The organism is Amycolatopsis sp. VC5-11, from assembly GCF_037034185.1.
Taxonomy (GTDB): domain Bacteria; phylum Actinomycetota; class Actinomycetes; order Mycobacteriales; family Pseudonocardiaceae; genus Amycolatopsis; species Amycolatopsis nivea.
Genome location: NZ_JBAGKF010000002.1, coordinates 33,280 through 57,072 on the forward strand (window position 1 = coordinate 33,280; position 23,793 = coordinate 57,072).

A 23,793-nucleotide genomic window follows, 5' to 3' on the forward strand; every position below is an offset into this window, starting at 1 on the left:
TCCGTGGCCGAAGCTGGAGCACCATGATCGAGATCCGTCCTCCGTGGACTCGCCGCACGGCCTGGGCCAGCAGCGTGGTCCAGGACCGGTTGCGACGGCTCAACCTCATCACGGTGATGCCGCCGCTGGTGTTCGTCGGGCTGCTGCTGGTGGTGTTCGCGTCGAAGACCTGGTGGCACGTCGTCATCCAGGTGATCGGGCTGCTGGCCGCCGTGGTGACCGCGGAACGCTGGACCGCCGGCGACTTCCTCCGCGTCGCGCGTCCGTGTCTGGTGCTCACCGCGTTCGTCTGGCTCGCCGGCGCGCTCAGCGACAAGAGCGCGGCGTTCTACGGACTGACCATGGTCGGGTCGTTCCTGATCCCGCCGCTGGTGCGGCACCGGTTCGCCGCACTGGTCGGCCTCGCGGTGCTGACCGGCGCGATCGGCGCGACGAACCTGCTGGTGTACGACGACAAGGTCGGCGGGCGGCTGCTCGCTTTTGTCGTCGCCCCGGCCCTGGCCGCGGCGTTGTCGACCGTGTTCATGTTCGCCAGCCAGAAGCTTTACGACCTCGTCGTGGAACTGGAGGAGTCGCGGGAGAAGGAAGCCGAGCTGGCGGTGGTCCGGGAGCGCGTCCGGTTCGCCAGCGAGCTGCACGACATCCAGGGGCACACGCTGCACGTGGTCAAGCTGAAGGTCGCGCTCGCGGAGAAGCTGCTCCACCGGGATCTCGGACGCGCGCAAGAGGAATTGCGCGAGGTGCACACCCTGGTCGGCGAAACCATCGTGCAGACCAAGGAACTCGCTTACGCCCAGCGCAGGCTCAATCTGTCCGCGGAGCTGGAGAACGCGAAGAACCTCTTCGAGGCGGCGGGAATCCACGTGCGGGTCGAACGGCTCGCGGAGGCCGGTTCGGGGGCGGACGAACTGCTTGGCCAGGTGTTGCGCGAGACCACCACGAACATCCTCCGGCACGCACAAGCCCGGCAGGTGCGGATCACGTTGACCGAAACGGGGATCAGCATCGTCAACGACGGCGTTCCGGACCGCGAGGAGCCGGTACTGAGTGGACTGTCCACTTTGGCGGACCGGCTGGCGGATGAGGGCGGAGAATTGACCGTGGAGCAGAAGGACGGCCGATTCGTGACGGCCGCGGCCTTCCCGGAGAAGCGATGACGACGGTAGTGCTAGCTGACGACGAGGCCCTGCTCCGCAAGGCGATGGCCGCGTTGCTGCCGATGGAGGACGAGATCACCGTGCTCGCCGAGGCGGAAGACGGCGAGGCGGCGGTGCGGGCCACTGTGGAGCATCGGCCGGACGTGCTGGTGATCGACCTGGAGATGCCCAATGTGGACGGTCTGGGCGCGGTCGCGCGGATCCGGCGGGAGCGGCCGGAGCAGGTGATCCTGATGCTGACCCGGCACGCGCGGCCGGGCGTGCTGCGCAAGGCGTTGAAGCTCGGTGTGCAGGGGTTCGTCAGCAAATCGGCGGAACCGGCGCACATCGCGGCGGTGATCCGGACGCTGGACGAGGGCAAACGCTGGATCGACCCGGACGTCTCGGCGCTCGCGGTGGTGGACGATTGTCCGTTGACCGTGCGGGAAATCGACGTGCTGCGGGCGACGCGGGAGGGGTATTCGGTCGCGGACATCGCGACGCAGCTGCACCTGGCGGAGGGGACGGTGCGGAATTACCTGTCGAACGCGATGCAGAAGACGCAGACGCGAACGCGGCACGAGGCGGCGCGGTATGCGCGGGAGCACGACTGGTTGTGAGTGCCTATGCCGGTGAGCACCGGCATAGGCACTTCACCAGGTCAGCGGTTGGACGCCTTCTTCACGAACTTGCCCAAGTCCTTCGACTGCTGCACCCGCGACGGTTCGTGCACGTACATCATGTGCCCGGCCGGGTAGTAAGCCGTGTCGATGTTCTCCCGCAGCTCCTCCGGGATCTTCAGCTGCGAAAGCACGTACTCGGACGCGTAGTACGCCGTCGCGCCGTCGTAGTGTCCGAACGCGACGTGGACCTGCAGGTGCGGGTTGGCCCGCATCGCCGCGCTCAAGGTGTCCACAACGGACACCGAACGGCCCTCGAACTCCTTGTAGGACCAGGCCTTGAACACCTCGGTGGACAGGATCTCGTACGGCAGGTCGTTCTCGTAGCCGAGTTCGGCGCGCACGTAGTGGTTGAACCCGGCGGAGTAGGCGCCGATGATCCGCGACACCGAGGGGTCGTCGCTCATGTGCTCGACGCCGCCGTCCGGTTCCCACGTGGTGAACCGGCCGTCCATCCGGCCGACGGTCTTGCCCTGGTCGCGCAGCAGTTCGGTGAAGAACCGGACGTGCTCGATCCGCAGGTTCACCCGGTCCACATAGGACTCGCTGAGCCCGGTGAGCGACGCCAGCGTCTGCACCGCCTCGGTACGGTCCTGAGTGGACAGCCGCGCGCCGCGGGAAAGCGCCCACGGCAGTTCCTTCGAGGCGAAGTCCTCGGCGTCGGCGAGCACGTCGTCGAGCGGCCGTTCGCCGTGCCGGCCGTGGTAGTGCGCGATCGCCGCGTACGTGGGCAGGAACAGCGAGTACGGCAGGTCGTTGCCCTCGTGGAACCGCAGCGTGCCGAGGTCCAAAACGGACGAGATGAGCATCAGGCCGTTGAGGTACAGGCCGTAGCGCTCCTGCAGGTGCCCGGCCAGCGCGGCCGCGCGCAGCGTGCCGTACGACTCGCCGGCCAGGAACTTCGGCGACAGCCAGCGCTGGTTGCGCGAAACCCACAGCCGGATGATCTCCGCGACCGATTCGACGTCGCCCTGGAAACCGGTGTACGGCTGGGATTCGCCGCCCTCGGTCACCCGCGAGTAGCCGGTCTGGACCGGGTCGATGAACACCAGGTCGCTGTGCGCGAGCAGGCTTTCCGGGTTGTCCTCGAGCCCGTACGGCGGCGGCACCGGGTCGTTGACGTCGCCGGACAGCACCCGGCGCGGTCCGAGCAGGCCCATGTGGAGCCAGATGCTGGAGGAACCGGGGCCGCCGTTGAAGGCGAAGGTGACCGGTCGCGTGCCGGGGTCGGCGTCGTCGAGGGTGTAGGCGGTGAGGAAAACCTCGGCCTTGGCCTGGTGGCCCTCGGACTTGCCGTCCTTCTTGACCTCTTGGCGGAGCACGATCCGGCCGGTCTGGGCGGTGTAGGCGAGCTTGCGCCGCTTGACGGTGAGCGTGTGCTGCGTCGTGACGAGGTCGTCGACGGGCTCCGCCGCCTTCGTCTCCTCGTCCTTGGTCTTCTCGGCGGTCTCGTCCGCGGTGGTGTCGGCCATGGCCCCAACCTATCCCGCGTTACCGTGGCAGCACACCAAGCGGAGGAGATCGATGCGCACGTTCGCCGAGCTCGACGCGGAACTGGTGCGGTGCCGCGCGTGCCCGCGGCTCGTCGAATGGCGCGAGGGCGTGGCGGGGACGAAGGCCGCGTTCGCCGGGCAGGAGTACTGGGCGCGGCCGGTGCCCGGTTTCGGCGCGGAGGACGCCGCGCTGGCCGTCGTCGGGCTCGCGCCGTCCGCGCACGGGGCCAACCGCACCGGCCGGATGTTCACCGGCGATCCGTCCGGCGACTTCCTCTTCCGCGTGCTGTACGAGGTCGGCCTGGCGTCTCAGCCGGTGTCCGCCGCCATCGGCGACGGCCTCACGCTGCGCGGCACCCGGCTCGTGTCGCCGGTCCGCTGCGCGCCGCCGGAGAACCGGCCGACCCCCGCCGAACGGGACAACTGCCGGCACTGGCTGGCCGACGAGCTGGACCTGCTGCGCCCGACCCTGCGCTCGATCGTCGTGCTCGGCGCGTTCGGCTGGCAGGCGCTGCTGCCCGTGCTTTCCGCCGCCGGCTGGCCGGTGCCGAAACCGCGTCCGGCCTTCGCACACGGCGCCCGGATGCAGGTCGGCGACCTTGCGGTGTTCGGCTGCTACCACGTGTCACCGCGCAATGTCCAGACCGGTCGTGTGACACAGCCCATGGTGGTGAGCGCGTTCACCGCCGCGGCCTCGGCGGCCGGGCTCATCTGAATCGTGACAACCAGCGTGGCGATGCTGGTCACAGCGGGGTGGGGTACCCGAGCGGAGCCGCTTCGGAAGTGCGACTATAGGTACATGGCTGCTGCGAAGTCGGAACCGACTCGGATCCTCGTCCTCGGTGGTGGATACGTCGGCCTGTACACCGCGTACGGGCTTCAGAAGATGCTGCGCGCCAACGAGGCCTCCGTGACCGTCGTTGACCCGCAGCCGCACATGACCTATGCCCCGTTCCTGCCCGAGGCGGCGGCCGGCGCGATCGAGCCGCGGCACGTGGTCGTGCCGCTGCGCCGCGTGCTGAAGCGCTGCCACGTGCTGACCGCGCGGGTCACGAAGATCGAGAACGAGCGCAAGGCCGTCACGGTCGAAGCGGCCGACGGCCACATCGAGACGCTGAACTACGACGTGCTCGTGGTCGCGCTCGGCGCCGTCGCGCGGATCCTGCCGATCCCCGGCCTCGCCGAGGAGGGCATCGCCTTCAAGACCATCGGCGAAGCGATCTACCTGCGCAACCACATCATGACCAAGCTGGACGAGGCCGCCAGCACGCTCGACCCCGAGCTGCGCAAGCGCCTGCTCACGTTCACCGTGGTCGGCGGCGGGTTCGCGGGCATCGAGGCGCTGGCCGAGCTCGAGGACATGACCCGCTTCGCGGTCGAGAACTACTACCCGAACATCAAGCCGGCGGACATCCGCTGGGTGATGGTCGAGGCGGCCGGGCGGATCCTGCCCGAGGTGCGCGAGACGCTGGGTGTGTACACGGTGCAGCAGCTGGAGAAGCGCGGCATCGAGGTCTACCTGTCGACCGCGGCGAAGTCGTTCGAAAACGGCCACGTCGTGCTCTCGGACGGCACCGAGTTCGACACCGACACGATCATCTGGACCGCGGGCGTGAAGGCCAACCCGGTCCTCGCCGGCTCGGACCTGCCGCTCGACAAGCGCGGCCGCGTCGAGGCCACCGCCGCGATGCAGGTGGTCGGCCACCCGGACGTCTGGACCGCGGGCGACAACGCGGCCATCCCGGACCTGTCGCGCACCGAACAGGACCCGACGGCGACCTGCCCGCCGAACGCCCAGCACGCGGTCCGCCAGGCCCGCCTGCTGGCGAAGAACATCATCAAGGTGATCCGCGGCGGACAGCCGAAGGACTACTTCCACAAGAACCTGGGCGCGGTCGCGAGCCTCGGCCTGCACAAGGGCGTGGCGGACGCGCTGAACCTGAAGATCAAGGGCTTCCCGGCGTGGCTCTTCCACCGCGCCTACCACCTCAAGGCGATGCCCACGTGGAACCGCAAGATCCGCATCCTGTTCGACTGGATGCTGGGCGGCCTGTTCCGGCGCGAGGTCATCTCGCTGGGGCAGATCAACAACCCGAAGGAAGAGTTCAACCGGGCCAGCAAGGGCTGAGCGGTTTTCCGGTGAAGCCGGGTCGTCTTCGGGCGGCCCGGCTTTGTCGTGTCCGGGGGCGGGTTCGCTAGGGTGGGTGGGCCCCCGTAGCCCAATTGGCAGAGGCAGTCGACTTAAAATCGACCCAGTGCGGGTTCGAACCCCGTCGGGGGCACCGTTTCTGCTGGTCAGGACGACTCTTCCGAGGCTCGTTCAAGATCAACCCCCGGTTTATCCCCGGAATTGCCGGAGCCCGGGTCGAGCCACATGCTTTCCAACGCGACCGCGTTCTCCGGCGAGACCGTGGTGCGGTCCATGTACACGTCCTGCGTCATCGACGGCTTGCTGTGCCCGAGCTGATCCGCGATCTGCCGGGAACTGGCCTTCGCATCGTCCAGCACGGTAGCAGTGGTCTTCCGGAACGCGTGCGACTTGACCCAGGCGAACTCGTCAGTGCCACGGGCATTGCGAATGTCCCGCCGGGTGTTCGAGGGATCGCGGAGTCCGCCCAACGAGTCCGGGAACACCGCGCTGGCGCGTTCGCGCCCGTCCTCCTGCGCTATCCGCCACCGCTCCCGCAGCATCGACACTGCCCATTCGGGCAGAGGCAGCTTGCGGTCCCCGTCGTCCGTCTTGAGCTGCTGCACGCGCCGCAAGCCGACTCCCCGAATGCGGACGACCTTCCAATCCACCAGGACGGTGCGCCGCTCCAGGTCGACGTCCTCCCAGAAGACCGCGAGAGCCTCACCGATCCGCACGCCGGTGGCCAGCATGAAGCGCATCAGGTCCGGCAGATCCTTCGCTGCCGCCTTCTTGTCCGCCTCGAACTTCTCCAGCAGAGCCTTTCGCTCGGCCGGGGCAAGCCCGCGCGGTTTCTTCCGCTTTCCGCCTTCAATCCGGCCAGCATCGCGGATCGGGTTGGCACCGATAGCGCCCTCCTGAGCCGCGTACGCCAGGACTCCACCCACCACCGCGCGTGCCGTCCGAGCGTGCGCCGCGCTTGATTTCGCCTGAACCGCAGGCAGAAACGCACTCAGCCGCGGCACCGTCACCTCGTAAAGGCGAAGCTCGCCGAACGCGGGCAACACGTGGTTCTTGAGCATGCTCCGGTAGTTGTCGAGCGTCCCGGGTGCCCGTTCACCTGCGTCCACGCGCTGTTCCTGGCGAACGAGCCACTTCTCCGCCGCTACGGAGAACTTGGTGTTGCGGTCGATGTCGCCGCCACCCGGTGCCTTCAGCGCCTCGTTAACCGCCTTCTTGAGCGCCCGTTCTGCTTTCGGACGGGACGGCCCAGTGCGCTCGATATCGCGCACCTTCCCGTCGTAGCCCCGGTAGCTGGTGCGGGCACGCACACCCTTGGCAGTGTCCTCGAATCGGATCTTGCCGTGCGTCCCGATCTCCAGCGGTGGCCGGGCCATCAGGCGCTCGCCTGTTCTGCGATCCAGGCGTCGACCTCGTCGGCGCGGAAGCGGACGTATTTGCCGATGCGGTAGCCGTTCGGGCCTTTGCCGGTCTTGCGCCATTGGTAGACGGTGTTGACCGGGACGCTGAGGTAGTCGGCGAGGTCAGTGACGGTGAGCAGTTTGTTGTCCATGGTCGTTTTCCTTGCTGTATTTGTGTTTGCGGTCGTCGCGGATGCGGTAGGCGATGGCAGCGGCGAGTTCGCGTTCGGCGTCGTCGCTGTAGCCCGCGCCGTCGAAGGTCCAGTTGTTGACCACGGCGACGGTGTCGGCGCGGTCGGTGAGGCCGAGGCGTTCCAGGGTTTCCTCGAGCCGGAAGCGGCGGCGGTCGCCGCGGATGTCCTTGAAGGTGGTGGAGTAGGCGCGGGACTTGGTGAGGAAGTGGCCCCGGAAGGCGAGCATGTGCGCCCAGCGGCGCAGGTTCAGGTCCTCGTAGGGTTCGAGCGCGCCAAGGTCCCAGGCGGTCTGGATGATGCGGCGGTGGTGGTCGGAGACCCGCAGGTGCGCGATGTCGCGTTCGGAGCGGATAGGCCGGTCCGCGGCTTCGCTTTTGCCGGTGCCTTTGGTCGCGTACTTGGCGATGTAGGCGGCGAGGCGGGCTTCGCTGATTCGGCCGGCATCGTCCTCCAGCTCGGCCGAGCCCATGGGTTCGATGCGGCGGACGTCGACCTGGTCGCCCCAGGTCAGCACGAGCGGCGTGCCGTCGGGGAGGTGGGTGGTGGCGTAGGCGGCTCCGGCGGCGGCGTAGACGGCGTCTTCCAGGAGGTCCGGGTGCGCCCAGGCCGGGGCGGGGTCGGCTGCGCCGTCCGGGCCGTCGATACGGACCACGGCGTGGAAGTGGACGAGCCCGCGCCGCTGGTATTCCGCGACCTTCCCGTAGGAGAGCCGGGCTTGTTCGGCGAACTCGCGGGCTTTGAGCCCGGCGCGTTTGGCGATCTCGCGGCGCAGCCGGGTGGTGAACCGCTGCCACAGCACCCCGGCGTGTGCCTGCCACAGCACCGATCCGGTGTAGTCGTAGGTGTCCGGGTCGAGCGGGGTGCCGACGCGCGGGTCGGCGTCGAGGTGGTATTCCCCGCAGCCGCAAGGGATGCGCTTGCCGCGCGCGCTGGTGCGGGCGTGGTGCACCGGCCCGAACGAGGGCGCGGTGAGGGTGACGAACGCGCGGGGGCGGTCGGTGACGTGCTCGGGGACGCCTTTGTGGCCGCCGATCAGTCCGGCGCGGACGAGGTGGAAGGCGTCGGCGGCGTAGCGGTCGGAGCAGGACGGACAGACCGATTCGCGGCGGTTGCCGCACGGGACGAAGATGTCGCCGCCGTGGTGGTGCAGCACCTGCCCGCTGGCCGCGTCCTGGAGCTGGTGCGCGCCTCCGAGACGGATCGGGCGGGCGCAGCCGTTGACGGCGTGCACTTTGGCGCGCCATTCGTCGTAGTCGCGCATCCGGACCCGGTAGGCGATGCGGTCGTCCAACGTGTGCATGTCGGTGGCCCTTTCCGTGGGCGGGCATGGAAAACGGCGCGGGAACCAGCCGGTGAGGGCCAGCTCCCGCGCCGTCGGTCGGTGCGGGGTGGTTCAGCTCTCCAGTTCGCGCCGGTTTCGCAGGCGCGGCGTGTCGTCGGCGCGTTCGGCCGTGGCGCGCAGCGGACCGGGGTCCGTGGGCACGGCGACGGTCAGGTAGACGCGGCCGAGGGTCGACGTGCCGCGGTTGGGGTAAAAGTCGCTGGCTTCCTGGACTTCCACCACGGTCGCGATGCGCGCCGCGACGGCGGCGATCTCGGCTTCGGTGCCCATCAGGCGGATGCGCATGGTCGGTTTTCCCTTGTCTCGTCAGGCGGATGCGGTGACCGGGTGTCCGTTGTGGCTGGTCAGGTCGGCGACGATGCGGGCGGCCATGGCGTCGGGGACGCGGGCGGCGCGGCGGATGTCGTCGGCGGTGAGGTCGCGGCCTTCGTCGCGGGCGGCGTCGGCGGCGGCGTGGACGCGGCTGGCGATCTCCGGCGGGAGCTTCAGCCGGGCAGCCGGGCGCACGGCCGGTGCGGCTGGTGCCGGTGGTGCGGGCGCGGTCTCCGGTTCTGCCGGCATTGCCGCCGGAGCCGTTGCGTCGGCGGGTTCGGCCGGTGCCGGGATCGGTGGTGCGGCCGGGGCGGGCTCGGCGGGGGCGCGGCGCATGAGGAGCTTGACGACCACGAGGAACCCGAGGGCGGGCATCGCGGCCACCAGCCACCCGGCCGGGGTGGGTTCGGCGAGCGCGACTTGCGCGGTCATCTGCACGCCGAACCCGGCGACCAGGACGCCGAGGGGGAAGCTGAACCGGCGGTGTCGGCCGGTGCGGTGGTCGCGCTGGACCTCGAACCCGGCCACGATCACGATGCCCTCGATGACCACGGCGTCGGCCCAGGCGATCCAGCCGGTCTGTCCGTGGTGGACGGCCCAGTCGTGGGTGTGGGTGAACCCGGCCGCCGCGCCGATCAGGCCGAGCGTCGCGGCGACCAGCAGACGGACGATGTCCACCAGCCGACGAGCCGCGTGCGCACTGTCCGCAGTGGACATGAGGTTTCCTCCTTCTACTCGCGGCCGGTGCGGAAGCGTTCCGCGGAGCGGTGGAACACCCCGGCGTAGGTGTCGAGCCAGCGGGCCAGCTCGCCGGACAGCTCGGCCAGGCGGGGCTGGACGAACCACGGTTCGCCGTCGTGCATGCCGCGCTCCAGCGTGTAGAGCTCGTGGAACTCGTCGACGACCGCCTGTATCTGGCGGAACGCGTCGGCGATGTTCTCGCCGAAGTGGTGCTCCATCGGTCAGATCCCTTCCGTGCGGGCGAGGTTGGACCAGCGCTGCAGCGTCGTGCGGCCGCGCGCGGTGAGCTTGAGCGGTGTGACCGGCCGTCGGATCGCGCCGTGCATCGCCGACACCACGTCGCGCGAGCCGCCCCGGGCGACGTAGCCGCCGGAGATCAGGTGGTGCACGACGTCTTCGTCCAGGGCGGCGCGGACGCGGTCGGTGTCCTCGAACACCAGCACCCGGTCCGTGTCGTCCAGCAACGCGAAACGCCCGTCGCGGACTTCGGCGAGCACGTCCTTCGCGACCGACGGGTTCGTGCCCCCGCCGGTGTTCTTGCGGCGGGAGGCCCGGGCAGGCGGGCACTGGCGGCCGGACTGCGGAGCCGGGGCGGTGTCGACGGTGCCGAAGAGGCCGAGCTGTGCCGGGTCGCGGCGGGTCACCGGACGCGCTCCCGGCCGACCGGCCCGAACTCCCGGTTGCGGAAGTCCGCGACCGCGATCCCGACGCCGAGCCCGATGCACCCGAACACCACCAGCGTGCTCCAGAACAGCGCCGACGGGCCTTGTGCCGCGTAGATGACGATCAGGACGAGCAGGGCGGGTGCGCCAAGCTTGAGCCACAGCCACGCCCGCCACACGTAAAAGCCGATGCGCCACATGGGTTTACTCCTCTGCGTTTTCGGGTCGGTGGTGCGGGCAGAACACGAGCTGTTCGGAGGTGGCCGCCCAGGCGGGCTCGAAATAGATCGCCTGGAGCACCGCGTCCCAGGACAGTTCCGGCCGGGTCGCCGAGGCCCCGTACGGGCGCTCGCCGCACACCCCGCAGCGCGGGAAGAACACCTCGTCGTAGCGGCTCAGATCCGGAGTCAGGCCCTCGTCTGCGAGACGGTCGAACGCGGCGCGCGCCTCGCCCTCGTCGGTGGTGCGCGCCGCGATCTGCGTGAAGTTCTGCCGTCGGAGGCCGGAGCGTTGGTAGCTGACCACCCAGTAGGTCTCGTGCACCAGGCACGGGTAGTAGACGAGCTGCTGCATCGCTTCTCCTTGTCCGATGGGGACAGTCATGCGCCGACCCGGCGGGCGAGGCTCAGCACGTCGGAGAGGGCGCCGAACACGTCCAGCGCGGCGGAGTACTCCGGATCGTCGACGAGCGTGTCGGTGTCGACGGCCCCGAGGTGCCGTTCCCGTTCCTGGCGCACGGCGTCGCACCAGAGCCCCGCCCGGTCCGACGTGACCGACAGGCAGGCCAGGAAGTCCTGGTGCCGGTCTTCGCGGTAGCTCATGCGACCACCGACAGCGCGGGACCGGCGTGGTAGCCGCGGAGGATGAACGCGACCAGTTCGTCCAGCTCCCGGTCAGAGACGTACGCGGCGCGGACGCGCTGCGGGACCCGCGAACGCGGCCGGATCACGAACCCGATTCCGGCGGTGTCCTCGCTTTCGGGGATCTCGTCGGCGAGAGCCCCGCGCAGCCGGGCACCGTCCCCGAGCACCATGTCCACATGCGACTGCGAGGTCACCCGCAGGCAGATCCGGACCGGGAACAGGTCCCGCACCGGCACGGTGTCCTTGGTCGGTTCCTGCACCAGGGCCATCGTGGAATGCCCGGTCGCCCGGCCCTGCGACACGGCGATCGCAAGGTCCTTGCGCAGCGTGCGGGCGATCGTGCCGTCGCCGTAGGCCAGCAGAGCGCCGATCTCGTCCACGACCAGCAGGTTCAGCGGCGTCTCCCGCGACATCGTGATCTTGCGCTTGCCGGTCGCGGCGAAGTCCCGCTGCACCCGGCGCAAGTCCTCGATGAACTCCCGCACCAGCTCCGCACAGGCCGCCTCGTCGTGCTCGTAACGGTGCGCGACCCCTTCCAGCTTGCGGAACTCCATCTGCTTCGGGTCGCAGATCCACAGCCGGACCAGGCCGTCCCGGATCAGCGGAGCCAGCCCGCGCAGCAGTGACAGCGGGATCGAGTTCTTGCCCGCCCCGGTCGCCCCGGCGATGAAGGTGTGCTTGCCCAGGACCGACAGCCGCCAGTCGGTGCCGTACTCGGTGTCGCCGACGTAGATGTCGCCCGGGTCGACCGCGCCGGATTCCTCGGGCATGTCCGGGGCCGGGATGGTCTCGGTGAACGGCTCGCGGCGTTCGATGATCAGCGACACCTGGCCGGGCTTGACCCGCTCCAGCGCGATCCGCTCCACCCGCAGCGTGTCCGCGAGGTCTTCGAGCTTGTCGTTGAACGCGCGCCGTCCCATGCCCGGGGGCAGCAGGAGCGTCACCGTGTCCACCGACGGCGAGAACGACTGCACCCGAACCACCCGGGGGAAGTCGGCCTTGCCGGTTCGGCGGTTGGTGACGTACAGGTCGCACGCCTGCAGCGCCTTGTTCAGCTTCGGCCCGCAGTACTTCGACCAGCGGCGACGCCAAGCCCGGATCCGCGGAGCGGCGTAGTGGTCGAACGTGTCCGGGTGCGCCCGGTACCAGGTGCACAGCCCCAGCGTCGCCCCGCCGACCATCCCGCCGGTCGCGGTCCACCCCAGCTCCAGCCCCGAGGTCGCCAATCCGGCCGGCATAAGCACCGAACCGGGGTGCCGGGCGGTCCACTTGAGACCCCGGAACTCGAAACCCGCCCGGCGGTCCGACTTCGGAATGCGGTTCTTCATCGCGGTGTACTCCCTTCCTGCAGCACGAAAACGGCCCCGCACGCCTCGTCCGGCAAGGACAGAGGGCGGGGCCGGTCTCGTGCGAAAATGCGTGTTCGGTCTAGTGCGTCAGCGCGGGGCGCGCGTCCAGCAGCTCCGTGGACAGCGTGCCCATCGCGCGGGCGGCCTTGTCGTGCGCGGCCTTGAACCCGTGCTGGTGCACCGGCATGCCGCGCATCGCGTCCTTGAGCGTGCTCATCGCCGAATGCAGGTCGTCCACGACCCGGTCAACCTGATGCGCCATGGCTCAGAGCCTCCAATCCCGCGAAACGAGTTCCGCCTCGTGCTTCTTGCCCAGCGTCCGCAACCGGTCCAACTCGTCGAACGCCTTGGTGCGGAACGCTTTCAGCTCGTCCCGCGTCGAGATCGTCCACGACTCCGCCTCGTGCCCGTCGTCGTAGGCGTCGATGAGCTTGTCGACCTCGGCCAGCACCTCGGCCACAAGGTCCAGAGCCGCGGTGAACGTGCCGTAGCGCTGCTGCGCCCGGCGATTCAGGTAACCCACCTGCATGGGTCCGTCACCCTTCCCGTGTTGCGGCGGTCAGTTCGGCCGCCGTGGTGAGATCCGCAGTCAGGAACCCGACCGCGTTGCCGACCGCGACCCGGATGTCCCGGTCGGGCTCCGCCGCGACGAACCGCCGGTAAGCGGTCTGTGCGGCCTCGATGATGGCGACGATTTCCGGCATGTCAGGAGTCCTTCCGGATCACGGACTGCGCGTCCTTGAGGCCCTCGCAGTAGCCCGCCTGCCATGCCAGGTCGTCCGCCGGTTCCGCCAGCGCCAGCGCCCGCTGCGCTTCCAGCCGGGCCGCGAGCATCCGAATCACGACTCCGACGCGCACCGGGCGGCTCATCGCTTGCTCCGGTGCACCAGCGTCGCCACCGCAGCCGCGACCGTCAGCCCGGCCAGCACCGGCGACACGATCGCCAAGCAGCCGGTCAGCACCAGCCAGAACAGAAACGGACTGAAATTCGCCACCATCACTGAACCTCCTATTTCTCGAAGTAATGCCACTGCCGGGAACAGACCTGACAGGTCGCGATTCCCGTTGCCGACAAGAAAAATTTCGCCGTGCACGCGTGCGCGGCCATCAGGAGCCCCGCTCGTCGATCCGTTCGCAGTCCTGACAGCGGGGCACGCCCCACGCGAAGAACCACACCCGCTCGTGCTGCCCCGGCCCGAACACCAGCCCGCACAGACTCGTGCGAACACCCTTCAACCACTGGTGTTCAGCCTCGATGTGCACCATGTCCTCGGACATCACAAGCCCCGCTTCGGGCCGTACGGGTCGAACGTCGACAGCCCGTCCCGAGCCGCGAAAACCGTGTGCATGCCGTTCTCCCTTCCGCAATGCGAATCCGTGGTGAAACCCCAGGACCCCCGGACAAAAAGCACCCGGGAATCGAGGCGCGCCACCACAAAAGGCGCGTATTTTTGGCATGGATCGGCCCACTCTGAATTTGTCAATGAACGAAAAGCGCCCTCGCCCGACTCGAAAACGGGCAGCCAACCGACTTGGGAAGGGCTCCAGGGTGGTGTTATCCGCGCACGGCCGGGGAGGCAGCCGCCGAGGGACCGGACACCCGCCGGTCGCGAAACCGGTCAGGCAGCGTCGCGGACCGCGCCAGCACCGGCAGGCTTCAACCCCTCAGCCTTGAACCACAGACCCGACCCCGTGATCCGCCCCTCGTCGTTCGTCGTCTGCCACGTGTTCAGCACCGGATCGACCAGCTCCACATAGGTGCCCTCGTCGAACCCCTCACCCGGGTCCGTCGCCAGCGTCACCTTGATCTCCTCGCCCTTGCCGATCCGACCGTTGCGACCAGCCTGGCGCGGCTTCGCGAACAGCATCACCACGAACGACGCCTCACCGCTCTGCTTGTCCACCGCAGGGACCATCTCGCCCTTGACCTCCCGCATCTTCATCACGGGCGCTTCGGTGACCAGGAACTTGTAACCGCCGCTGTAGAACGGGATGTCTTGCATGTCTAACCTCCAGGTGCAGGCCGGGCTGGTATCGTGTGACATACCCAGTATGCAAGTCCATACCTGGTATGTCAAAGCATACCCGGTCGTTCACCTGAACGGACTAAGGACACTGACCAATGACCAGTAACGACCTACCCCGTCAGAAGGCCCTGCCTCAGTACATGCAGATCGCCGAGGACCTCCGGCACAAGATTCGCGAGGGCATCCTCGCCGTCGACGACCCGATCCCCAGTGCAAAGGCTCTGTGCGACCAGTACGGCGTCAGCATGATCACGAGCAAGAAGGCGCTGCAGGTTCTCCAGAGCGAAGGTCTCGTCTACACGATCAACGGCAAGGGCACCTACGTCGCGCAGATGAACGTCATGCTGCGCACCATGCCCTATCGCCACTTCGAGCAGGACGAGCGAACCTACGTTCGCGAAGCGGGCCGCGCCGGGCGGACGCCTACCGCGGACCACCACACCACTGTCGAAGCAGCTACAGACTGGGTGGCCCAAAGGCTGGACATTCCAACCGGCGAAGACGTTACGAAGACGCGGTACAAGATCTCTGCCGACGGGCAGCCGATGAGCACCTCCGTCTCGTGGGAACCTCGCCGCATCACCGGTGGCACTGCCATCGAGCACCCGCACGAAGGTCCACATGGCACGCATGGGCTGAATGCAAGGTTCCGCGCGATCGGGTGGACGCTGTCCCAGATCGAAGAACGCCTGATCGTTCGGCAGCCCACTTCCGCAGAAAGCGTCGAACTCGCGATCCCGCCTGGTGTGCCCGTCATGGAGATTCGCCAGACGGTCCGTGCTACGCAAGGTGACTCTGACGACCTCGTCCCCATCGAAGCCGCCGACATCGTCTTCCCGACTGATCGCTACGAGTTCGTGTACATGATGGACCGTCCTAAGTAGGGAGTTGGCCACCCGATGCCGCATCATGCCGAAACAGACGATGCACCTATCGCCACGAACACCGACGGAACCGTCGATCACGAGCACCCCTACGGTGCCGAGACTCCGACTCTTCTCATTGACTTCGGCGAAGTGACGCCAGCCCGGTTGCACGGTTGCCCCGAGTGTGGCAGCACAGAGGTCTCCTACTCCGCGTCGAAGTGCTACCGCTGCGGTTCCGAGTTCACCCCTGCGTACGAGTTGCCGCCCCGCACGGCGTGACCACTGTGTTCAGAGTTTCTTTTCTTGTTCAAGGCGGCCCCTGCGGGGCCGCGCCGCTTTCGGGCCGGGCACGCGGGACCCGCCTCCGGCACCCACGCACCCGGCCCGGCGGCTGCACCTGGGGCCGCGTCCAAGAAGAAAAGAATGTCCTCGCCGGACGGGCAGGTCTCCGAGATGGTCGGGACCGCGCGCACGTTGCGTCCGTGAGTGACCTGCCGCCATCCCGCCGACCTCCCCGAGGGCTATCACGCCGCGTCAAGGGGGCAGTTCGGCCGGCATGCTGCGGACCGCAGGAAGGTGCCCCCTTGACCCGGCGTGATCGGGCTGCGCCAGGTCGACGAGATGGCGGAGAGGTCACCCACTAGTAGGTGGTTGCGAGAATGACCCCGGCTTAAGCCCCTGACCTGCGGTTTCCGGGGGCGCATTCGATCCCGTAGAATGTCTGCATGAGTCCTCGCAAGGCGAAGCCGGATGCACTCTCGGGTCGCGCGCCCGATGAGTCGATCATGCGCGGACTTCGAAAGGGTGTTCGAAAGAGGGATATGGGCATCTCTAAGCCTGCACCCGTCACCGGCGTGTACGCGCTGCGGAGCAGGACGTCTGCGCCGATCGCGAGGGGCACCGCGCTCCCCCCGAGCCCGCAACCCACTCCTCGTGCGCCGAAGAAACCTGTACCGGCGGCGAGAAACTACCCTGTTCCGGGAATTATTGGGCTTTTGTCAAGCGGTCGCGAAGACATTTCAGAGCTGGCTACCAAGACGCGAAGAGGGACACCTAGAAGCAAGGAATCATAATCGCTGTGCGGAATCCTGTGATTATCGATACTGGTGTTCTTTACGCGGCGTTGGACCGCACTGATAAGTATCACGAAATTTGCGCAGAGTGGCTTACCTCTGTCCGCACGCGACCATTCGTGGTGTCGAGTCTGGTTGTTGCTGAAGTATGCTACTGGCTGCACGAAAGCCCTCTAGGCGATGAGGGCGAGGCCCAATTTCTCAGTCAGCTAGGCGTAGATCAGCAGTTCAAGCTATATACCCCGAGTCGCTCTGACCTGGAGCGTATGAGCCACCTTGTGCGCAAGTACAAAGGGCTCGGCGGCACTGATGCATCAGTGGTTGCGGCTGCGGAAAACTATCGGACAAAAGATATTGCGACGGTTGATAGACGTCATTTCGCGCAGATAATTCCGCGATATGTTGAATGGTTCAATCTTCATCCTGAAGGTCTCGTTCCCTAGGTTGTGAGCCGTCTGCGCCGCGTCTTCGCTCAGGCTCCGTTCGCAGCTTCAGCTAGTTTGTGGCAACCTGCTCACGCTCTACCCTCGCCAAACGAGTGCCAGTGACCAACAAAGTTGCCCGGCGACACTCAATCGCATTTGCAAACAATGCTGGCAGTGGCCCAGGTTGATCACTGTCGCCTAGCGTCAACCAATATGATCCACAAAAGCCGGTGTCGCAGGTCGGGTCCGCATCCGAGCGGTACGCCGTCCTGTTCGGCCGAGTGCGTCGCGGCGGCAAGATCAATCCACGGTTTACCCCTGGATTTTGACGCCACGCGATGACCGGCAACACCGATCAACCAGTAGTTGCGTTTGCTAATGTCGCAGGTAGTAGACAAGGACGGCAGTGGACGATCAACGTCGCCCACTGCCGTCCGGAAATCGACCCAGTGCGGGTTCGAACCCCGTCGGGGGCACCGTTTATCGCCGCGCCCGGGTGTGCGCCGCCTGGTCGGTAAAGGTATGGACCACCCGGTTGGTGCGTTCGGTCGCCGGGCGGGTTTGCTGCTAATCGGGCTTGGGGCCGCCGCGGCGGTGTGCTTCGGCCGTCAAATGGCAGCCGGTCTCCACACGTAGAGTGGTGTACTTGCCGGTGCCGAAGTGCAGGAGTGCGCCGTCGGGCTTGCCGTAGGCCACGGTGTGGGTGCCGGGTTGGTTGGTGAAGACCTTGGGCGTGGAGTTGAAGCCGTAGCCCGCGGCGATCTGGCCGACCAGAGCCTGGGCGCGGGACCAGTCGTTGTCGGGCAGGTTGCCGGGCGAGTCCCAGCGGGGCAGGCGCAACTCGCGATCGTCGGCGTCGAGACCGGGGTAGTCGTTGCCGCAGGTTCCTCCGCTGAGCTCGCCTCCTTGTTCCCAGGTGCGGCCGAAATCGGCGGTGAGCCGGTCACGGATGGCGGCGGTCATGGCGGCATAGGTGGCTTTGGCCTGGTCGATGTCGGGGAGCTTCATCAGTTGGGCGTAACCCTCGGGGGCTGTCTGGCCGCAGCCGCCGGTCAGGGCTAGTGCGAGGGCCAATGCCGCGAGGCGGGCGGCGGATCGAGGGCGTAGGGGCACGAGACGTTTCTACCGTCTTTCGGGCCGTTGATAGTCGGGCCGAGCCACGAGCAGCGGTTCCGGCCGGGGATCGTGCGGTTACCGGGCGCGGCGGCCCCGCAGTTCGACCAGCCAATCCCGTACCTGGCGGTCGTCGTGCAGGTAGGCGTCGCCGGGGCCGTGGCGCAGGTCGATTCCGCAAAGAATGTCCAAGGCCCACCAGCTCAGCTCATCCCACGACAGACTGTCGTCGGTCAGCCAGCGGCAGGCCCATCGATCGACAGCGTCGCGGGTCATGCGTCCTTCGAGAAGCGCGACGAAATGTGCCTCGATCTCGTCGAGGTCCGGCTGCTTGCCAGCGGTCACTCGACAACCGTATGCGAGGGCATCAGTGCACCGGGAGCACCAGCCGGAACCACAGGATTCCGTGGTGCCACCGGCTCGACGCGTGCATACGGTGCGCCCAGCGGAGGACGCCGGTCCTCCTCGCCGCGGTTGGGCCACAGGGACATCGCGCGTTCGGCTTGGGCGGTGATCGTCAGGGATGGGTTGACGCCCAGGTTCGCGGAGATTGCCGAGCCGTCGACGACGTGGAGGCCTGGGTGGCCGTGGATGCGGTGGTATGGGTCCAGGACACCGGTTGCCGGGTCGGTGGAGATGGTGCAGCCGCCGATGAAGTGGGCGGTCATGGGGATGTTCAGGATTTCTCCGGTGGTGCCGCCGGCGATGCCGTCGATTTTCTCGGCTACGCGGCGGGCCGCATCGTTTCCGGCGGGGATCCAGGTGGGGTTCGGTTCTCCGTGGCCGGGGCTGGACGTCAGTTTGTGCCGTCCGGTGCGGGTGCGTTTGTTCGAGACCGTGATGGAATTGTCGAGGGTTTGCATCACCAGCAGGATGATGGTGCGTTCGGACCAGCGGCGCGGCGAGAACCAGGTGAGGTTGCGCGGGTTTTTGGCGAACGTGCCGAGCCAGGTGAGCCAGCGCGGGACTGGTTTGCCGCCGTCGGTGAGGGCGGTTTGCAGCAGCGACATCGCGTTGCTGCCTTTGCCGTAGCGGCACGGTTCGATGTGCGTGTGCTCGTCGGGGTGGATGGACGAGGTGATCGCGACGCCGTGGGTGAAGTCGACGTCCTTGCGTTTCGATTTCGCGCCCAGGATGGATTCCGAGTTCGTCCTGGTCAATCGGCCTAGGCTGGCGGAGATCCGGGGCAGTGCGCCGGTTTCGCGAGCTTGGTGGAGTAGTTTCTGCGTGTTGTAGGTGCCTGCGCTGAAGATCACGTCGCGGGCGAAGAAGGTGCGCACGTTTTTGCGGCGGCGCGGCGATTTTCCGGTGCGTACTGCGGTGACGAGGTAGCCGCCGTCTGTGGGGCGGACGTCGATCGCTGTGGTCATGGGGATGATGTTCGCGCCGCGTTTTTCGGCTAGGTAGAGGTAATTGCGGTCTAGCGTGTTCTTCGCGCCGACGCGGCAGCCGGTCATGCAGGAACCGCATTCGGTGCAGGTTTTGCGGGCTGGTCCGGCGCCGCCGAAGAATGGGTCTGGTACGGCGGTTCCGGCGGGGGTGTTCTTGTCGCCGAAGAAAACGCCGACTGGGGTGAGCCGGAAGGACGAGCCGACGCCCAGGTCGTCCGCGACTTCGCGGAGTACCTCGTCAGCTTTGGTGACAGTGGGGTTCTGGGTGACGCCGAGCATCCGGCGGGCCTGGTCGTAGTGCGGTTTCAGTTCGGCTTGCCAGTCGGTGACGTGCGCCCATTGCGGGTCCTCGAAAAACGGTGCGGGCGGTTCGTAGAGGGTGTTGGCGTAGTTGAGGGAACCCCCGCCGACGCCTGCGCCGCCGAGGATGACGACGTCTCGGAGCAGGTGGATGCGCTGGATTCCGTAGCAGCCGAGCCGCGGTGCCCACAGGAAATTCCGGACATCCCAAGAGGTTTTGGGCAGCGTCTCCTCGGTACGGCGGGGGCCGGCTTCCAATACGGTGACTCGATAGTCCTTTTCGGACAGTCGCAGTGCGGCCACCGAGCCGCCGAAGCCGGAGCCGATCACGAGGACGTCGGTTTCTTCGCGGGGGTCGTTCATCATTGTCCTCGCAGACGCGGTGGCGAACTCGTCGCCCCGGAGTCTTCTCGCCAGGTCAGGCGCGGGGCATCGGTCCGCGGACCGGGAGGTCGGGACGCGACTGGTCCCGCGGCACAAAAATCAGTCGACCGGCCGGAGCACTGCCGGACCGAGCAGCCGGCACGCCAGCAGCGCGACTTCGACGTCGATCCGTCCCTCGGACAGGGGACGGCCGCGTTCCTGCTCGGCCTTGCGCAGCCGGTACTGGATGGTGTTCTTGTGCAGGTGGAGCTCCTGCGCGGCGACCATCAGGCTGCTCCCGCTCGACAGGTACGCCCACACCGTCTCGCGCATCCGGTGGTGTCCCTCATCGTCGTCGGCCAGCGCGCCGAGAACCGACTGGACCCAGCCCGCGACCGCTGACGGATCCGCCGCGACCAGCGCCAACGGTCCGAGTTGCGCCGCCGCGGTGACCGGGCGCGGCTGGGTTCGCTCGGTCATCTGCGCGACGGCTTCGGCTTGCCGGGCCTGCTGGTGGGTCGTGCGGAACCCGGCCAGCCCGCTCGCCGGGTCGCCCAGCGCGACGCGCACCGGATCGGGTGAGCCGGCGAGCGCGGCGGACACCGCGTCGAGGTCGAGCGTCGCGGCCGGGAACCATGCCCACACGGTCGAGGCATCCGGGGCGACGACCAGCGGCGTGGCGCCGAGGGCGTTCGCGAGCAGGGCCGCGTGTCGTTCGAGGGTGGTCAGCCGGGTGCTTTCGTCCAGCTCAGGGCCGCACCACAGCACCGCGCCGACGTGCCGGTCCGAGAGCGCGTAGCCGAGGGTTTTCTCGACGTCGGCGGTGTCGACGGGCTTGCCGGACAGTGCTGCCTGCACCTTCGCGAGCCGGGCCGCGTTGCGGTGGCGCAGCCAGGTGTCGCGTTCCAGCTGGTAGGCCTCGACGACCTCTTCGGAGATCTTGTCGATGTAGGTGAAGGCGACCTGCGACAGTTCGGTGGCGGCGACCGCGACGTCCGCGGCCTCCACCGGCTCGGCGGCGATCCGGGCGATCATCTCCTGCTGGAAGGCCGCCTGGCCGAGGCGGTACGCGCGCAGCATCGCGGTGATCGGCACCCGCCGCTGGGCCAGCCGCCGGGCGAACTCCAGCGCGACCGGCGGCGCCCCGACGTCGACCGGTTCGGTCGCGCCGCCCAGCACGCTCAGCGCGGCGACCAGGTTCTCCCGGACCGTGCTGTCCAGCAGCTCGGCGGCCTGCGCGTCCGGGGCGAGCGAGGGCAGTTCAGCGGAGACCTCCGCCACGATCCGCGCGCGGAGCAGCGCGAGCTCGGCCAGGACCGAGTCCGCGACCTTGGCCAGTGTGGCGGCAGCCGTCGACGTCACAGGCAGCACCGTACGCCCGGTTCGTGCCCGAGACCCAACGCAGCCGAGCGTTTCGGTTTCGCGCACAGTGTCCCGCCGCCCGCGAATTCCTACCTTCAGGAAAACGACAGACCCGCGTGGAGGCCGCCATGAAGAAGTACCGCCTCGCCGGACCGAACGGCGAAACCGCCTGGCACGACCGGAAGCGGCACCTGTGGCTGCTCGGGCTCGTGGTGCCGCTGCTGCCGTTCGGCGCGATCGGACTGCACGCCGCGACCGGATCCGACGCCGTGCTGTGGCTCGGCCCGCTCGTCGTGCTGGTCCTCGTGCCGCTGATCGACCTCGTCGCCGGATACGACCACACCAACCCGCCGGACGAGGTGATGGAGGCGCTGGAGGAGGACCGCTATTACCGCTGGATCACCTACCTGTTCCTGCCGTTGCAATACGCCGGTTTCGTGGCGGGCGCGTGGATGCTCGCGCGCGGCGACCTGTCCGTCGGCGGTAAAATCGGCCTCGCAATCACGCTGGGCACGGTCGCCGGAATCGCGATCAACACCGCGCACGAACTCGGCCACAAACGGGAAAGCACCGAGCGCTGGGCCGCGAAAATCGCGCTGGCGCAATGTTTCTACGGGCATTTCTACATTGAGCACAACCGCGGGCACCACGTCCGCGTCGCCACTCCGGAGGATCCGGCGTCGAGCCGGCTGGGCGAAAGCTTCTACCGTTTCTGGCCGCGCACGGTCTTCGGTTCGCTGCGCAGTGCCTGGGGTGTCGAGCGGAAACGGTACGCCCGCAAGCAAACTCACCCATTCCGCCTCGGCAATGACGTGCTCAACGCGTGGCTGATGAGCGTGGTGCTGTGGGGTGTGCTGATCGCCTGGCTCGGCGTCGGGATCCTGCCATATCTGGTGATTCAGGCGGTGTTCGGGTTCTCGCTGCTGGAGATCGTGAATTACATGGAGCACTACGGGATGCTGCGCAAGCAGGTGACCCACGGCGCCAAGACCCGGTACGAGCGGGTCACTCCGGCGCATTCCTGGAACTCCAACAATGTCGCGACGAATGTGCTGCTGTACCACCTGCAACGGCACAGCGATCACCACGCGAACCCGACGCGCCGGTTCCAGACTTTGCGCGACTTCAAGGAAAGCCCGGTTCTGCCGACCGGCTACACCGGGATGATGGTCGTCGCGCTGGTCCCGGCGTGGTTCCGCAAGGTGATGGACCCGCGGGTCTACCGGCATTTCGACGGCGACATCCGGCAGGCGAACGTGCAGCCGGGCAAACTCACGTCGCTGCTGAAGAAATACCCGGTCGTCGCCGCTGCCGCGGACGAACCCGTCGCGGACACGCGGGCGAAGCTGGCCGACGACGTGGACGCCGCGCGGTGCCCTGGCTGCGGCTACATCTACCGCGTCGCGGAGGGCAACGAGCTGGAGGGCTTCGCCGCGGGAACCGCGTGGTCGGAGATCCCGGACGACTGGACGTGCCCCGATTGCGGCGTGCGCGACAAGGTCGACTTCGTTCCCGTGGTGCGGGAGGCGGCGTGATGAAGATCGTCGCGGACCACGGTAAATGCGAAGGCCTCGGCATGTGCGAGGCGATGGCCGACCAGTTCTTCGAGGTCGGCGACGACGGAGTGGTGCAGGTTCTCGACGAGACCCCGTCCGAGGCGGATCGGCACTTCGTCGACGCGGCGGTGCGCGCGTGTCCGGTCGCGGCGTTGCGGCTGCAGGATTGAGGCCCGGTGGAGATGGAGCTGCTCGGGCGGGCGCGGTCTGGCGACCAGGCCGCGTTCGCCGTCATCTACCAGGAACACGCGCCACCGGTCTTCCGCTACCTGCGGCTGCGGGTGCCGACGGCGACGGTCGCCGAAGACCTGACGAGTGAAGCTTTCCTGCGCGCGTGGCGGAAACTGCCGGACTTCCGGCCGGACGTCGGCTCGTTCACCGGCTGGCTGTACACGATCGCCGACAACCTCCTGCGCGACCACCGCAAATCGGCCCGCTACCGGCGTGAACTCCTCGACGGGAAAGACCACGACGGACCGGACCTCCGCGGCGGAGCCGACCGGCTCGCGCTGGCCCGCATCGAAGCGGCGGCGCTGCGGCGGTGCCTGGCCGACCTCAGCGAACCGCAGCGCGAGTGCGTGCGGCTCCGGTTTTTCGCCGGACTGTCCGTCGCCGAGGTCGCCGAAACGATGAACAAGAACCCCAACAGCATCCGGGCGCTGCAGCACCGCGCGGTGCGCACGCTCGCGACGCTGCTGGCCGAGACCGAGAAGGCGTGAGGGCATGCACGGATTCCTCGAGATTTTCAAGATCATGGGACCACTGCTGGTGCTGATGCTGTGCCCGATCTGGCTTCCGCTGCTCGGAATGCTGATCGGGAAGCTCTCGGACGCCTTCTCCGGCGGTGGCAAGCGGGTCGAGCCCGCGCCGCGGGTGGTGCGCGCTGAGGCGGGAGCCGCGTCGGGCGGTGAGGTATAGCCGGGCAAACATGTCTCGGGCGGCAAAGAGCATTGGTCAGGCATTCCGGACTTTCTTAGCCTGACAGCGGGTCGAAGG

At 67.8% G+C, this 23,793-nt stretch carries 33 protein-coding genes and 1 tRNA gene; 11 read left to right on the plus strand and 23 right to left on the minus strand.

All coding sequences use genetic code 11. The annotated features are described in order from the left end of the window. Positions 1-23: 23 nt before the first annotated feature. Positions 24-1,157: a sensor histidine kinase gene (locus tag WA670_RS07495; RefSeq protein WP_205673340.1), complete on the plus strand. Its 1,134-nt coding sequence runs from the start codon at positions 24-26 to the stop codon at positions 1,155-1,157. Next, complete coding sequence (locus tag WA670_RS07500) at positions 1,154-1,756, plus strand: response regulator transcription factor (RefSeq protein WP_037820278.1); 603 nt, start codon at positions 1,154-1,156, stop codon at positions 1,754-1,756. Before WA670_RS07495 ends, WA670_RS07500 begins: the two co-directional genes overlap by 4 nt. Positions 1,757-1,797: 41 nt before the next feature. On the opposite strand, the gene WA670_RS07505 is transcribed toward WA670_RS07500, so the two are convergent. After that, on the minus strand, positions 1,798-3,288 hold the full coding sequence (locus WA670_RS07505) for a S10 family peptidase (RefSeq protein WP_043836594.1): 1,491 nt from the start codon (positions 3,286-3,288) through the stop codon (positions 1,798-1,800). A gap of 52 nt (positions 3,289-3,340) precedes the next feature. Here WA670_RS07505 and WA670_RS07510 point away from each other — a divergent pair, with 52 nt between their 5' ends. The 3 genes from WA670_RS07510 to WA670_RS07520 all read left to right on the plus strand — a co-directional run bounded on the left by WA670_RS07510 (position 3,341) and on the right by WA670_RS07520 (position 5,591). After that, on the plus strand, positions 3,341-4,024 hold the full coding sequence (locus tag WA670_RS07510) for a uracil-DNA glycosylase (protein WP_037820283.1): 684 nt from the start codon (positions 3,341-3,343) through the stop codon (positions 4,022-4,024). 84 nt (positions 4,025-4,108) lie between these two features. Further along, the gene (locus tag WA670_RS07515; RefSeq protein WP_043836597.1) at positions 4,109-5,437 is read left to right on the plus strand and encodes an NAD(P)/FAD-dependent oxidoreductase; all 1,329 of its coding nucleotides are present in this window, start codon (positions 4,109-4,111) and stop codon (positions 5,435-5,437) included. 80 nt (positions 5,438-5,517) lie between these two features. Next, positions 5,518-5,591: transfer RNA gene (locus tag WA670_RS07520), tRNA-Leu, on the plus strand. Positions 5,592-5,604: 13 nt separating this feature from the next. On the opposite strand, the gene WA670_RS07525 is transcribed toward WA670_RS07520, so the two are convergent. The 18 genes from WA670_RS07525 to WA670_RS07610 form a co-directional block, all read right to left on the minus strand. Further along, positions 5,605-6,834 carry a tyrosine-type recombinase/integrase gene (locus tag WA670_RS07525; protein ID WP_336157672.1) on the minus strand — a complete coding sequence of 410 codons (1,230 nt, stop codon included), beginning with the start codon at positions 6,832-6,834 and terminating at the stop codon, positions 5,605-5,607. Next, positions 6,834-7,010, minus strand: coding sequence for a helix-turn-helix transcriptional regulator (locus WA670_RS07530; protein ID WP_336157205.1), 177 nt, complete (start codon positions 7,008-7,010; stop codon positions 6,834-6,836). The genes WA670_RS07525 and WA670_RS07530 overlap by 1 nt, the downstream gene beginning before the upstream one ends. Beyond that, positions 6,982-8,352: a replication initiator gene (locus WA670_RS07535; RefSeq protein ID WP_336157206.1), complete on the minus strand. Its 1,371-nt coding sequence runs from the start codon at positions 8,350-8,352 to the stop codon at positions 6,982-6,984. Before WA670_RS07535 ends, WA670_RS07530 begins: the two co-directional genes overlap by 29 nt. A 93-nt stretch (positions 8,353-8,445) precedes the next feature. Continuing rightward, positions 8,446-8,679, minus strand: coding sequence for a hypothetical protein (locus WA670_RS07540; protein WP_336157207.1), 234 nt, complete (start codon positions 8,677-8,679; stop codon positions 8,446-8,448). 21 nt (positions 8,680-8,700) lie between these two features. Further along, positions 8,701-9,423 carry a DUF2637 domain-containing protein gene (locus WA670_RS07545; RefSeq protein ID WP_336157208.1) on the minus strand — a complete coding sequence of 241 codons (723 nt, stop codon included), beginning with the start codon at positions 9,421-9,423 and terminating at the stop codon, positions 8,701-8,703. A 14-nt stretch (positions 9,424-9,437) separates the two neighbouring features. Further along, positions 9,438-9,665 (minus strand): hypothetical protein, encoded by a 228-nt coding sequence (locus tag WA670_RS07550; RefSeq protein WP_336157209.1) that lies wholly within the window; start codon positions 9,663-9,665, stop codon positions 9,438-9,440. A gap of 3 nt (positions 9,666-9,668) precedes the next feature. Then, complete coding sequence (locus WA670_RS07555) at positions 9,669-10,091, minus strand: hypothetical protein (protein ID WP_336157210.1); 423 nt, start codon at positions 10,089-10,091, stop codon at positions 9,669-9,671. Beyond that, the gene (locus WA670_RS07560) at positions 10,088-10,309 is read right to left on the minus strand and encodes a hypothetical protein (protein ID WP_336157211.1); all 222 of its coding nucleotides are present in this window, start codon (positions 10,307-10,309) and stop codon (positions 10,088-10,090) included. The genes WA670_RS07555 and WA670_RS07560 overlap by 4 nt, the downstream gene beginning before the upstream one ends. A gap of 4 nt (positions 10,310-10,313) precedes the next feature. Continuing rightward, positions 10,314-10,682, minus strand: coding sequence for a hypothetical protein (locus WA670_RS07565; RefSeq protein WP_336157212.1), 369 nt, complete (start codon positions 10,680-10,682; stop codon positions 10,314-10,316). Positions 10,683-10,708: 26 nt separating this feature from the next. Beyond that, positions 10,709-10,930: a hypothetical protein gene (locus WA670_RS07570; RefSeq protein WP_336157213.1), complete on the minus strand. Its 222-nt coding sequence runs from the start codon at positions 10,928-10,930 to the stop codon at positions 10,709-10,711. Next, positions 10,927-12,300 carry an FtsK/SpoIIIE domain-containing protein gene (locus WA670_RS07575; protein WP_336157214.1) on the minus strand — a complete coding sequence of 458 codons (1,374 nt, stop codon included), beginning with the start codon at positions 12,298-12,300 and terminating at the stop codon, positions 10,927-10,929. Before WA670_RS07575 ends, WA670_RS07570 begins: the two co-directional genes overlap by 4 nt. A 100-nt stretch (positions 12,301-12,400) precedes the next feature. Then, on the minus strand, positions 12,401-12,583 hold the full coding sequence (locus WA670_RS07580; protein ID WP_336157215.1) for a hypothetical protein: 183 nt from the start codon (positions 12,581-12,583) through the stop codon (positions 12,401-12,403). A 3-nt stretch (positions 12,584-12,586) separates the two neighbouring features. Then, positions 12,587-12,850, minus strand: coding sequence for a hypothetical protein (locus WA670_RS07585; RefSeq protein WP_336157216.1), 264 nt, complete (start codon positions 12,848-12,850; stop codon positions 12,587-12,589). 7 nt (positions 12,851-12,857) lie between these two features. Further along, entirely contained in the window at positions 12,858-13,025 is a 168-nt protein-coding gene (locus WA670_RS07590; RefSeq protein WP_336157217.1) for a hypothetical protein, read from the minus strand. Between the two features lies 1 nt (position 13,026). Continuing rightward, positions 13,027-13,191 (minus strand): hypothetical protein, encoded by a 165-nt coding sequence (locus WA670_RS07595; RefSeq protein ID WP_336157218.1) that lies wholly within the window; start codon positions 13,189-13,191, stop codon positions 13,027-13,029. After that, positions 13,188-13,322: a hypothetical protein gene (locus WA670_RS07600; protein ID WP_336157219.1), complete on the minus strand. Its 135-nt coding sequence runs from the start codon at positions 13,320-13,322 to the stop codon at positions 13,188-13,190. Before WA670_RS07600 ends, WA670_RS07595 begins: the two co-directional genes overlap by 4 nt. Before the next feature lie 106 nt (positions 13,323-13,428). Beyond that, positions 13,429-13,599 carry a hypothetical protein gene (locus tag WA670_RS07605; protein WP_336157220.1) on the minus strand — a complete coding sequence of 57 codons (171 nt, stop codon included), beginning with the start codon at positions 13,597-13,599 and terminating at the stop codon, positions 13,429-13,431. 341 nt (positions 13,600-13,940) lie between these two features. Next, complete coding sequence (locus WA670_RS07610) at positions 13,941-14,324, minus strand: hypothetical protein (protein WP_336157221.1); 384 nt, start codon at positions 14,322-14,324, stop codon at positions 13,941-13,943. 119 nt (positions 14,325-14,443) lie between these two features. On the opposite strand from WA670_RS07610, the gene WA670_RS07615 reads away from it, so the two are divergent. Both WA670_RS07615 and WA670_RS07620 read left to right on the plus strand, forming a co-directional pair. Next, positions 14,444-15,232 carry a GntR family transcriptional regulator gene (locus tag WA670_RS07615; RefSeq protein WP_336157222.1) on the plus strand — a complete coding sequence of 263 codons (789 nt, stop codon included), beginning with the start codon at positions 14,444-14,446 and terminating at the stop codon, positions 15,230-15,232. A 1,060-nt stretch (positions 15,233-16,292) separates the two neighbouring features. Further along, positions 16,293-16,730, plus strand: a complete 438-nt coding sequence (locus tag WA670_RS07620; protein WP_336157223.1) for a type II toxin-antitoxin system VapC family toxin — start codon at positions 16,293-16,295, stop codon at positions 16,728-16,730. Between the two features lie 549 nt (positions 16,731-17,279). Here the strand turns inward: WA670_RS07620 and WA670_RS07625 are convergent. From WA670_RS07625 to WA670_RS07640, 4 genes are all read right to left on the minus strand, one after another. After that, positions 17,280-17,825 (minus strand): LppA family lipoprotein, encoded by a 546-nt coding sequence (locus tag WA670_RS07625; protein ID WP_336157224.1) that lies wholly within the window; start codon positions 17,823-17,825, stop codon positions 17,280-17,282. A gap of 78 nt (positions 17,826-17,903) precedes the next feature. Continuing rightward, a complete protein-coding gene (locus WA670_RS07630) occupies positions 17,904-18,170 on the minus strand; it encodes a hypothetical protein (RefSeq protein ID WP_238604239.1) in 267 nt (88 codons plus the stop codon). After that, on the minus strand, positions 18,167-19,879 hold the full coding sequence (locus WA670_RS07635; protein ID WP_336157225.1) for a GMC family oxidoreductase: 1,713 nt from the start codon (positions 19,877-19,879) through the stop codon (positions 18,167-18,169). Before WA670_RS07635 ends, WA670_RS07630 begins: the two co-directional genes overlap by 4 nt. 120 nt (positions 19,880-19,999) lie before the next feature. Next, positions 20,000-21,241: a PucR family transcriptional regulator gene (locus tag WA670_RS07640; RefSeq protein WP_238604241.1), complete on the minus strand. Its 1,242-nt coding sequence runs from the start codon at positions 21,239-21,241 to the stop codon at positions 20,000-20,002. A gap of 128 nt (positions 21,242-21,369) precedes the next feature. Between WA670_RS07640 and WA670_RS07645 the strand changes: the two genes are divergently transcribed. Genes WA670_RS07645 through WA670_RS07660 form a run of 4 tightly spaced genes read left to right on the plus strand, consistent with a single transcriptional unit; the run spans position 21,370 to position 23,715 of the window. Beyond that, the gene (locus WA670_RS07645) at positions 21,370-22,776 is read left to right on the plus strand and encodes a fatty acid desaturase (protein ID WP_336157226.1); all 1,407 of its coding nucleotides are present in this window, start codon (positions 21,370-21,372) and stop codon (positions 22,774-22,776) included. Continuing rightward, positions 22,776-22,967 carry a ferredoxin gene (locus tag WA670_RS07650; RefSeq protein ID WP_037820407.1) on the plus strand — a complete coding sequence of 64 codons (192 nt, stop codon included), beginning with the start codon at positions 22,776-22,778 and terminating at the stop codon, positions 22,965-22,967. Before WA670_RS07645 ends, WA670_RS07650 begins: the two co-directional genes overlap by 1 nt. Before the next feature lie 12 nt (positions 22,968-22,979). Next, a complete protein-coding gene (locus WA670_RS07655; RefSeq protein WP_037820440.1) occupies positions 22,980-23,516 on the plus strand; it encodes an RNA polymerase sigma factor in 537 nt (178 codons plus the stop codon). A 4-nt stretch (positions 23,517-23,520) separates the two neighbouring features. Then, positions 23,521-23,715, plus strand: coding sequence for a hypothetical protein (locus WA670_RS07660; RefSeq protein ID WP_037820408.1), 195 nt, complete (start codon positions 23,521-23,523; stop codon positions 23,713-23,715). The last annotated feature ends 78 nt before the right edge of the window (positions 23,716-23,793 follow it).

Bases quoted from the DNA above. Each gene is read 5' to 3' on its own strand.
- WA670_RS07550 (WP_336157209.1), bottom strand. From the start codon at position 9,665: ATGGAGCACCACTTCGGCGAGAACATCGCCGACGCGTTCCGCCAGATA.
- WA670_RS07505 (WP_043836594.1), bottom strand. From the start codon at position 3,288: ATGGCCGACACCACCGCGGACGAGACCGCCGAGAAGACCAAGGACGAG.
- WA670_RS07615 (WP_336157222.1), top strand. From the start codon at position 14,444: ATGACCAGTAACGACCTACCCCGTCAGAAGGCCCTGCCTCAGTACATG.
- WA670_RS07605 (WP_336157220.1), bottom strand. From the start codon at position 13,599: ATGTCCGAGGACATGGTGCACATCGAGGCTGAACACCAGTGGTTGAAG.
- WA670_RS07530 (WP_336157205.1), bottom strand. From the start codon at position 7,010: ATGGACAACAAACTGCTCACCGTCACTGACCTCGCCGACTACCTCAGC.
- WA670_RS07590 (WP_336157217.1), bottom strand. From the start codon at position 13,025: ATGCCGGAAATCGTCGCCATCATCGAGGCCGCACAGACCGCTTACCGG.
- WA670_RS07660 (WP_037820408.1), top strand. From the start codon at position 23,521: ATGCACGGATTCCTCGAGATTTTCAAGATCATGGGACCACTGCTGGTG.
- WA670_RS07580 (WP_336157215.1), bottom strand. From the start codon at position 12,583: ATGGCGCATCAGGTTGACCGGGTCGTGGACGACCTGCATTCGGCGATG.
- WA670_RS07495 (WP_205673340.1), top strand. From the start codon at position 24: ATGATCGAGATCCGTCCTCCGTGGACTCGCCGCACGGCCTGGGCCAGC.
- WA670_RS07595 (WP_336157218.1), bottom strand. From the start codon at position 13,191: ATGAGCCGCCCGGTGCGCGTCGGAGTCGTGATTCGGATGCTCGCGGCC.
- WA670_RS07515 (WP_043836597.1), top strand. From the start codon at position 4,109: ATGGCTGCTGCGAAGTCGGAACCGACTCGGATCCTCGTCCTCGGTGGT.
- WA670_RS07510 (WP_037820283.1), top strand. From the start codon at position 3,341: ATGCGCACGTTCGCCGAGCTCGACGCGGAACTGGTGCGGTGCCGCGCG.
- WA670_RS07540 (WP_336157207.1), bottom strand. From the start codon at position 8,679: ATGCGCATCCGCCTGATGGGCACCGAAGCCGAGATCGCCGCCGTCGCG.
- WA670_RS07560 (WP_336157211.1), bottom strand. From the start codon at position 10,309: ATGTGGCGCATCGGCTTTTACGTGTGGCGGGCGTGGCTGTGGCTCAAG.
- WA670_RS07655 (WP_037820440.1), top strand. From the start codon at position 22,980: ATGGAGCTGCTCGGGCGGGCGCGGTCTGGCGACCAGGCCGCGTTCGCC.
- WA670_RS07525 (WP_336157672.1), bottom strand. From the start codon at position 6,834: ATGGCCCGGCCACCGCTGGAGATCGGGACGCACGGCAAGATCCGATTC.
- WA670_RS07575 (WP_336157214.1), bottom strand. From the start codon at position 12,300: ATGAAGAACCGCATTCCGAAGTCGGACCGCCGGGCGGGTTTCGAGTTC.
- WA670_RS07500 (WP_037820278.1), top strand. From the start codon at position 1,154: ATGACGACGGTAGTGCTAGCTGACGACGAGGCCCTGCTCCGCAAGGCG.
- WA670_RS07570 (WP_336157213.1), bottom strand. From the start codon at position 10,930: ATGAGCTACCGCGAAGACCGGCACCAGGACTTCCTGGCCTGCCTGTCG.
- WA670_RS07645 (WP_336157226.1), top strand. From the start codon at position 21,370: ATGAAGAAGTACCGCCTCGCCGGACCGAACGGCGAAACCGCCTGGCAC.
- WA670_RS07545 (WP_336157208.1), bottom strand. From the start codon at position 9,423: ATGTCCACTGCGGACAGTGCGCACGCGGCTCGTCGGCTGGTGGACATC.
- WA670_RS07585 (WP_336157216.1), bottom strand. From the start codon at position 12,850: ATGCAGGTGGGTTACCTGAATCGCCGGGCGCAGCAGCGCTACGGCACG.
- WA670_RS07610 (WP_336157221.1), bottom strand. From the start codon at position 14,324: ATGCAAGACATCCCGTTCTACAGCGGCGGTTACAAGTTCCTGGTCACC.
- WA670_RS07535 (WP_336157206.1), bottom strand. From the start codon at position 8,352: ATGCACACGTTGGACGACCGCATCGCCTACCGGGTCCGGATGCGCGAC.
- WA670_RS07635 (WP_336157225.1), bottom strand. From the start codon at position 19,879: ATGAACGACCCCCGCGAAGAAACCGACGTCCTCGTGATCGGCTCCGGC.
- WA670_RS07650 (WP_037820407.1), top strand. From the start codon at position 22,776: ATGAAGATCGTCGCGGACCACGGTAAATGCGAAGGCCTCGGCATGTGC.
- WA670_RS07565 (WP_336157212.1), bottom strand. From the start codon at position 10,682: ATGCAGCAGCTCGTCTACTACCCGTGCCTGGTGCACGAGACCTACTGG.